Origin of the sequence: Micromonospora sp. CV4, from assembly GCF_003667455.1 — a bacterium.
GTDB lineage: Bacteria > Actinomycetota > Actinomycetes > Mycobacteriales > Micromonosporaceae > Micromonospora.
In genome coordinates this window covers 1-8,044 of sequence record NZ_RCVI01000150.1, presented here as the reverse complement: position 1 = coordinate 8,044, position 8,044 = coordinate 1, and the positions used below count along the sequence as shown (strand labels likewise).

Sequence of the window (8,044 nt, the reverse complement as noted above, 5' to 3'; positions counted from 1 at the left end):
GGCGACGGGGGAGCGACGGGCGGAGGCGACAACATCGGGGATGTAGTTGCCTCGCGGGCGGCGGAGGCCACTACATCCCCGAAGTTGCGCGATCTTGCCCGCGCGGCGGCGCGGCGTCAGAGGTCGGCCGCGCGGCGTCTTGCCCCGCGCGGCGTCTTGCCCCGCGCGGCGTCTTGCCCCGCGCGGCGTCTTGCCCCGCGCGGCGTCTTGCCCCCGCGCGGCGTCTTGCCCCCCGCGGCGGCGCGGTGTCTTGCCCCGCGCGACCACGCGGCGTCAGAGCCGGGGCGGGGCGATCTGTCAGTGGGTGGTGGCGGGTTCGACGAGTTCGACCAGGACGCCGCCGGCGTCCTTGGGGTGCACGAAGTTGATCCGGGAGTCCGCGGTGCCGCGCCGCGGCTCGTCGTAGAGCAGCCGTACGCCCCGCTCGCGCAGCGCGGCGCAGGCCACGTCGATGTCCACCACGGTGTACGCGACCTGCTGCACGCCCGGCCCGTTGCGGTCCAGGAACTTGGCGATCGTCGACTCCGGCGTGAGGGGGGCGAGCAGCTGCACGCAGCCGCCCTCGGCGGTCGGCCCGACGGCCAGCATCGCTTCCCGGACGCCCTGCTCGGCGTTGGTTTCGGTGTGCACGCAGCGCATCCCGAACGTCCGCTGGTAGAAGTCGATCGCGGCGTCCAGGTCGGCCACGGCGATTCCGACGTGGTCAATCTTGCGAAGCCCGATGTCTGTGACGTAGTCCGCACCGGGCTCGGCGGGGGAGTTCTCAGCCATGGCGCTAGTCTGGCCGAACAATCGTTAAGGCGTACAGCTCGGCACCCCCCTCGGAGGCAGGCATGGCTTCGGTGATCGTCAGCGGCGCGCGGACCCCGATGGGGCGGCTGCTGGGCAACCTCAAGGACCTCCCGGCCACGAAGCTCGGCGGGATCGCGATCAAGGCGGCGCTGGAGCGCGCCGGCGTCAGCCCGGACCAGGTCCAGTACGTGATCATGGGCCAGGTGTTGCAGGCCGGCGCCGGCCAGATCCCGGCCCGGCAGGCGGCGGTCGAGGCCGGCGTGCCGATGTCCGTGCCGGCGCTGACCATCAACAAGGTCTGCCTCTCCGGCCTGGACGCGATCGCCCTGGCCGACCAGCTCATCCGGGCCGGCGAGTTCGACATCGTGGTGGCCGGCGGCATGGAGTCGATGACCAACGCCCCGCACCTGCTGCTCGGCCAGCGCTCCGGCTACAAGTACGGCGACGTGGTGGTCAAGGACCACATGGCGCACGACGGGCTCAGCGACGCCTGGGACTGCTGCTCGATGGGCGAGTCCACCGAGCGGATCGGCACGAAGCACGGCATCTCCCGCGAGGAGCAGGACGCCTTCGCCGCGGCCAGCCACCAGCGGGCCGCCGCCGCCCAGAAGAACGGCCACTTCGCGGACGAGATCACCCCCGTGGTGATCCCGCAGCGCAAGGGCGACCCGCTGGTCATCAGCGAGGACGAGGGCATCCGTCCGGACACCACCGTCGAGTCGCTGGCCAAGCTGCGTCCCGCCTTCACCAAGGACGGCACCATCACCGCCGGCAGCTCCTCGCCGATCTCCGACGGCGCCGCCGCGGTGGTCGTGATGAGCATGGCGAAGGCCAAGGAGCTGGGGCTGACCTGGCTGGCCGAGATCGGCGCGCACGGCAACGTGGCGGGCCCGGACAACTCCCTGCACTCGCAGCCGTCCAACGCGATCAACCACGCACTGAAGAAGGGCGGCCTGAGCGTCGAGGACCTGGACCTCATCGAGATCAACGAGGCGTTCGCCCAGGTCGGCATCCAGTCCACCCGTGACCTGGGCATCAGCGCGGACAAGGTCAACGTCAACGGTGGCGCGATCGCGCTGGGCCACCCGATCGGCATGTCCGGCGCCCGACTGGTGCTCACCCTCGCGCTGGAGCTGAAGCGGCGCGGCGGCGGCACCGGCGCGGCCGCGCTCTGCGGCGGTGGCGGCCAGGGGGACGCGCTGATCATCCATGTTCCGGGAAAGGCTGAGACCAACCAGTGAGCGAAGCGGTCGAGCACGTTCCGGCGGGCGGCGCGCCATCGGTGCGCCGGAGCCGGGACGTGCCCCTGCTGGTCGAGCGGGCCCGCGCGGGTGACCCTCGCGCGGTGGCCCGACTGATCACGCTGGTCGAGAACGGCGACGAGCTGCTGCCGGAGATCGCCGCCGCCCTGGCGCCGTACGCCGGTCAGGCCCAGGTGGTGGGGCTGACCGGTTCGCCCGGTGTGGGCAAGTCGACCACCACCAACGAGCTGGTCCGCGCGCTGCGGGAGCGTGGGCACCGGGTCGGCGTGCTGGCGGTCGACCCGTCCAGCCCGTTCACCGGCGGTGCGATCCTCGGTGACCGCGTGCGGATGCAGGACCACGCCACCGACCCGGGCGTCTACATCCGGTCCATGTCCAGCCGGGGGCACCTCGGCGGACTGGCCGCGGCGACACCGCAGGCGGTCCGGGTGCTGGAGGGCGCCGGCTGCGACGTGGTGCTGGTGGAGACCGTCGGCGTCGGGCAGGCCGAGGTGGAGGTCGCCTCGCTGGCCGACACCACGCTGGTGCTGCTCGCTCCCGGCATGGGCGACGCGATCCAGGCGGTCAAGGCCGGCATCCTGGAGATCGCCGACGTGTTCGTGGTCAACAAGGCCGACCGGGACGGCGCCGACGCCACCGTCCGCGACATCCAGGGCATGATCGCTCTCGGCGAGCGCGGCCCGGGGATGTGGCGGCCGCAGGTGGTCCGCTCGGTCGCCGCCCGTGGTGAGGGCATCGACGACATCGCCGCCGCCATCGACAAGCACCGTGGCTGGCTGGTCGAGCACGGTGAGCTGCGCCGCCGCCAGGAGGCGCGGGCCGCCGCCGAGATCGAGGCCATCGCGCTCGGCGTGCTCCGCGCCCGGATCGGTTCACTGCGCGACGGTACGGAGTTGTCCACGCTCGCCGCCACGGTCGCCGAGGGCGCGCTCGACCCGTACGCGGCGGCGGACGCCCTGCTCGCCCAGGTCGCCCGCTGACCGTCCACCGGGGACACCCTCGCGTCCCGCCGTCCTTGTAGGCTCGCACCGCCCCACGGCGGTGGGGGCCGGCCGGTGTGCCGGCGCGGTGGCGCGAGGAGCAGGGGGAGCGGGACGTGAACCACGAGGCGACGCAGGAGCTGACCACGGTGCCGGCGGTGGCCGGCGGGTCGACGCAGGTCTCCGACGAGGTGATCGAGAAGATCGCCGTCGCGGCGGCGCGCGCGGTGCCCGGCGTGGCCGAGTTGGGCGGGGACGTCGCCCGGTTCTTCAACTCGGTCCTCGACCGGGTCGGCCTGGACCAGGTGGGCGATGCCCGGCGGGGCTGTTCGGCGCATGTGACCGGGGACGCCGCCGTGGTCAACCTGGTGCTCGTCATCCAGGCCGGTCAGCCGGTGCCGGAGATCACCGGGCAGGTGCGGGCCCGGGTCACCGAGGCGGTCGAGGCGTACGGGCTGCGGGTGGACGAGGTCAACATCCGGGTCGACGACGTGGCGATGGGCGGGCCGGCGACGCCGAGCGTCTGACCGTCGGCGCAGCTCAGGTTACCCACCGGTACGACGTGACTTAGCGATCGTTCAGGCAAGGGCTCTACACTCGACGTGCAGTCGAGGACCGAGGAGGAGCCCTGCGCATGGACGCCGACGAGATCGCCGCCGGACGGGCACGCTGGCAGGCCCGGTACGACTCCGCGCGCAAGCGGGACGCGGACTTCACCACGCTCTCCGGGATGCCGGTCGATCCGGTCTACGGGCCGCCCGAGGGCGCCGCCTACCCGGGGTTCGAGCGCATCGGCTGGCCGGGCGAGTACCCGTACACCCGGGGCCTGCACCCGACCGGCTACCGCGGGCGGACCTGGACGATCCGGCAGTTCGCCGGCTTCGGCAACGCCCAGCAGACCAACGAGCGCTACAAGATGATCCTCGGCGCGGGCGGCGGTGGCCTCTCGGTCGCGTTCGACATGCCGACGCTGATGGGCCGCGACTCGGACGACCCGCAGGCGCTCGGCGAGGTCGGCCACTGCGGCGTCGCCATCGACACCGCCACCGACATGGAGGCGCTCTTCGACGGCATCGACCTGGCCGGCGTCACCACCTCGATGACCATCTCCGGCCCGGCCGTGCCGGTGTTCTGCATGTACCTGGTCGCCGCCGAGCGGCAGGGCGCCGACCTGTCCAAGCTGGACGGCACGCTGCAGACCGACATCTTCAAGGAGTACATCGCGCAGAAGGAGTGGCTCTTCGACCCCGAGCCGCACCTGCGCCTGATCGGCGACCTGATGGAGTACTGCGCCCGGGAGATCCCGCGCTACAAGCCGCTGTCGGTCTCCGGCTACCACATCCGCGAGGCCGGTTCGACCGCCGCGCAGGAGCTGGCGTACACCCTGGCCGACGGTTTCGGCTACGTGGAGCTGGGCCTGAGCCGCGGGCTGGACGTCAACGTCTTCGCGCCGGGGCTCAGCTTCTTCTTCGACTCGCACCTCGACTTCTTCGAGGAGATCGCCAAGTTCCGCGCCGCGCGCCGGATCTGGGCCCGCTGGCTGCGCGACGTCTACGGAGCGACCAGTGAGAAGGCCCTGTGGCTGCGGTTCCACACGCAGACCGCCGGGGTGTCGCTGACCGCCCAGCAGCCGGTCAACAACGTCGTACGCACCGCCGTCGAGGCGTTGGCCGCGGTGCTCGGCGGGACCAACTCGCTGCACACCAACGCGCTGGACGAGACTTTGGCGCTGCCCACCGACGAGTCGGCCGAGATCGCCCTGCGTACCCAGCAGGTGCTGATGGAGGAGACCGGCGTGGTCAACGTGGCCGACCCGCTCGGCGGCTCCTGGTACGTGGAGGCGCTGACCGACAAGATCGAGGCCGAGGCGGAGGAGATCTTCGCCCGGATCCGGCAGCTCGGCGGGGAGGGGCCGCACCAGATCGGCCCGATGACCTCCGGCATCCTGCGCGGCATCGAGGACGGCTGGTTCACCGGGCACATCGCCGAGTCGGCCTTCGTCTACCAGCAGGCGCTGGAGAAGGGCGACAAGAAGATCGTCGGCGTCAACTGCCACACCGGCACGGTCGCCAAGGAGCTGGAGATCCTGCGCATCTCGCACGAGGTGGAGCTGGAGCAGCGCCGGGTGCTCGCCGAGCGCAAGGGCGCCCGGGACGAGTCCGCGGTCCGCGCGGCGGTCGCCCGGATGGTCGACGCCAGCCGCACCGACGAGAACATGATCCCCGCCATGCTCGACGCCGTCCGCGCCGAGGCCACCCTCGGCGAGATCTGCGACGCCCTGCGCGCCGAGTGGGGCACCTACCGGGAGCCCGCGCGCTTCTGACCCCCGTTCCCCACCCCGTCGGTCGTGCACCTGTGCCCCGGCAGATGCCGCAGATGCCGCGTCTCCGGGGCAGAAAGTGCATGATCACGGGGTTGGGGCGGTGCGGGTGAGAGTTGCAACGTCCCAGTTGCGGGTGAGCGGAGATCGCGGGCTCACGTGCGAGACTAGGTAACCATGAGCGACCCACGGATCACCTCGTCGATCTTCACCCGCGGCGCGGTCGACCTCAGCACGCTGCGCGGCCCCGCACCAGCCAGTACCCGCCCCGGCACACCCCCGCAGGGCGGCCCGTCCGCCGGCAATCCCGGCGCACCCACCGCCGGCGGTGACGCCGCCATCGTCGACGTCACCGAGGCGACCATCCAGGCCGACGTGCTCGAGCGGTCGATGGCCATGCCGGTCATCGTCTTCTTCGGCGCGGCCGGCTTCCCGGAGAGCGACGAGTTCGCCCCGGTGCTGGAGCGGCTGGCCGCCGAGAGCGGCGGCACCTGGGTGCTGGCCCGGGTCGACGTGCAGGAAAATCCCCGGATCGCCCAGATGTTCCGGGTCCAGGGCATCCCCATGGTCTACGCGGTGGTCGGCGGCCAGCCGATCGACGCCTTCTCCGGCGTGGTGCCCGAGGCGCAGCTGCGCCAGTGGATCCAGGCGGTGCTCAAGGCCGGTGGAGTGGCCGTCGCCGAGCCGGAGGACCCCCGCCTCGACGAGGCGGACGACGCGCTGATGAGCGGCGATCTGGACGCCGCCGAGCGGGCGTACCGCAAGATCCTGGCCGACAGCCCGGCGGACGCCGCGGCCGAGGCGGGTCTGGCCCAGGTCGGGGTGGCCCGCCGGGTGGCCGGCGCCGACCCGGCAGCCGCGCTGGCCGCCGCCGAGAGCGCCCCCGACGACGTGGCGGCCCAGCTGCTGGCCGCCGACATCGAGGTGCTCAGCGGCCTGGCCGACCAGGCCTACGCCCGGCTCGTCGGCCTGGTCCGGCGCACCGCCGGCGAGGACCGCGAGACCGTACGCCAGCACCTGGTCTCGCTGTTCACCATCGCCGGCCCGGATGATCCGGCGGTCGCCTCGGCACGCCGGGCCCTGGCCAGCGCCCTGTTCTGAGTTCGTAGCACGCCAGCGCGGGCCGGCGTTCCGGCCGGCCCGCCCGACCACCGAGGACGGGAGCTCATGATGCGCCGGATCGCCGTCCTCGACGCGCCGACAAATCTCGGTCTGCGGCCGCCGACGTCCACCTCGGTCCCGGGCTGCGCCAAGGCGCCCGGCGCGCTGCGCGACCACGACCTGCTGGCCCGACTGCGGGCCCGCGACGCCGGCTGCATCACCCCGCCCCGGTACGACCCGGGTGACTGGCGGCCCGGCGACGGGGTGTGCCACGCCCGGGAGATCGCCGACTACTCGCTGGCGCTCGCCGAGCGGATCGGCTCGATCATCGACCGGGGCGAGTTCCCGGTGGTGCTGGGCGGCGACTGCTCCGTGCTGCTCGGCTCGGCGCTGGCCATGCACCGCCTCGGCGAGGCGGTCGGCGGGCGGATCGGGCTGGTCTTCGTGGACGGGCACTCCGACTTCCGGCACCCCGGCAACGCCTCCTACGTGGGCGCGGCGGCCGGCGAGGACCTGGCCCTGGTCACCGGGCGCGGGCAGGCCGACCTGGCCGCGCTGGAGGGGCGTCGACCCTACTTCCGGGACATCGACGTGGTGGTGCTCGGCATCCGGGCGCAGGACGAATACCGGCTCGACCTCCAGGCGGCCGGGATCGTCACCCGGCCGGTGCCGGCGCTGCGCGCCGAGGGCGCCGCCCGGACGGCCCAGTGGGCCCATGAGCAGCTCGCCGACTGCGCGGGCTACTGGGTGCACATCGACGTGGACGTGCTCGACCCGGCGGTGATGCCCGCCGTGGACGCGCCGGACCCGGGCGGGATCGCCTTCGCCGAGCTGGAGATCCTGCTCGCCGGCCTGGTCGACACCCCGCACTGCCTCGGCGTCGAGCTGACCGTCTTCGACCCCGACTACGACCCGGACGGCTCCTACGCGGCCGAGATCGTCAACACCGTGGTGGCCGGGCTGGCCCCGGTCACGGCCCCCGAGGCGGTGCCGCCCCGGTTGCTGTCGGCCCGTCCGGCACCCAGTCCGCGCCGCGGCAACGGCCGGCCCGGGGTCGGCCCCGCCCGGCCCGAGGAACCTCGACCCGCCGGCGGTGAGGCGGCCGACGCCGAACCCTCCGGCGTCCGCACCTCCAGCCGTCGGCCGCTCCTCGACGATCTGGCCCCGGCCGAGCCGGAGCCCCTGGGCGCCCTCGCGTCGGTGCAGGCGGAGCCCCTCGGTGCCCTCGCGCCGGTGCAGCCGGAGTCGCTCGGCGCCCTCGCGCCGGTGCAGCCGGAGTCGCTCGGAGCCCTCGCGCCGGAGCCGGTGGGCGGTGGCTCGGGCCGCGAAGGCCGATCGGACCGGGACCACGTCCCGCACGTCGCGGCCCCGGTCGAGCGGGAACCGGTCGGCCCGCCCGCGTCGGCCGGGCCGGGCCTGCTGCGGCGACCCGCGCCCTCCACCGCAGACCCCACCGCCGACACTGCCTGACCGCCACCTCACCCTCCCACCCCTCCACCAACCCGGTGATCAAGAGGTCTGCGTCAGGATCCCGCTCGAAACTGACGCGAACCTCTTGATCACCGGCGCTGAGGGGGTGGGGGTGGGGG

Annotated in this window: 6 protein-coding genes and 1 pseudogene; 6 read left to right on the top strand and 1 reads right to left on the bottom strand. The window is 73.4% G+C overall.

The window, feature by feature from the left end; genetic code table 11:
* Nucleotides 1-297: 297 nt before the first annotated feature.
* Complete coding sequence (gene mce, locus EAD98_RS02880) at nt 298-771, bottom strand: methylmalonyl-CoA epimerase (protein ID WP_121652531.1); 474 nt, start codon at nt 769-771, stop codon at nt 298-300.
* A gap of 62 nt (nt 772-833) precedes the next feature.
* Here mce and EAD98_RS02875 point away from each other — a divergent pair, with 62 nt between their 5' ends.
* From EAD98_RS02875 to EAD98_RS02850, 6 genes and pseudogenes are all read left to right on the top strand, one after another.
* A complete protein-coding gene (locus EAD98_RS02875) occupies nt 834-2,033 on the top strand; it encodes an acetyl-CoA C-acetyltransferase (protein ID WP_121652530.1) in 1,200 nt (399 codons plus the stop codon).
* Nucleotides 2,030-3,034, top strand: coding sequence for a methylmalonyl Co-A mutase-associated GTPase MeaB (gene meaB, locus EAD98_RS02870; protein WP_121652529.1), 1,005 nt, complete (start codon nt 2,030-2,032; stop codon nt 3,032-3,034). Before EAD98_RS02875 ends, meaB begins: the two co-directional genes overlap by 4 nt.
* A 116-nt stretch (nt 3,035-3,150) precedes the next feature.
* Nucleotides 3,151-3,561 carry an Asp23/Gls24 family envelope stress response protein gene (locus tag EAD98_RS02865; protein ID WP_121652528.1) on the top strand — a complete coding sequence of 137 codons (411 nt, stop codon included), beginning with the start codon at nt 3,151-3,153 and terminating at the stop codon, nt 3,559-3,561.
* Between the two features lie 107 nt (nt 3,562-3,668).
* A complete protein-coding gene (locus EAD98_RS02860; RefSeq protein ID WP_121652527.1) occupies nt 3,669-5,357 on the top strand; it encodes a methylmalonyl-CoA mutase in 1,689 nt (562 codons plus the stop codon).
* A gap of 174 nt (nt 5,358-5,531) precedes the next feature.
* On the top strand, nt 5,532-6,455 hold the full coding sequence (locus tag EAD98_RS02855) for a tetratricopeptide repeat protein (RefSeq protein ID WP_121652526.1): 924 nt from the start codon (nt 5,532-5,534) through the stop codon (nt 6,453-6,455).
* A 66-nt stretch (nt 6,456-6,521) separates the two neighbouring features.
* Nucleotides 6,522-7,490: pseudogene (locus tag EAD98_RS02850) on the top strand (arginase family protein); the annotation flags it as partial.
* Nucleotides 7,491-8,044 lie beyond the last annotated feature (554 nt).

Excerpts from the sequence above, each read along its gene's own strand:
- mce (WP_121652531.1), bottom strand. The coding sequence starts at position 771 with ATGGCTGAGAACTCCCCCGCCGAGCCCGGTGCGGACTACGTCACAGAC.
- EAD98_RS02875 (WP_121652530.1), top strand. The coding sequence starts at position 834 with ATGGCTTCGGTGATCGTCAGCGGCGCGCGGACCCCGATGGGGCGGCTG.
- EAD98_RS02860 (WP_121652527.1), top strand. The coding sequence starts at position 3,669 with ATGGACGCCGACGAGATCGCCGCCGGACGGGCACGCTGGCAGGCCCGG.
- EAD98_RS02855 (WP_121652526.1), top strand. The coding sequence starts at position 5,532 with ATGAGCGACCCACGGATCACCTCGTCGATCTTCACCCGCGGCGCGGTC.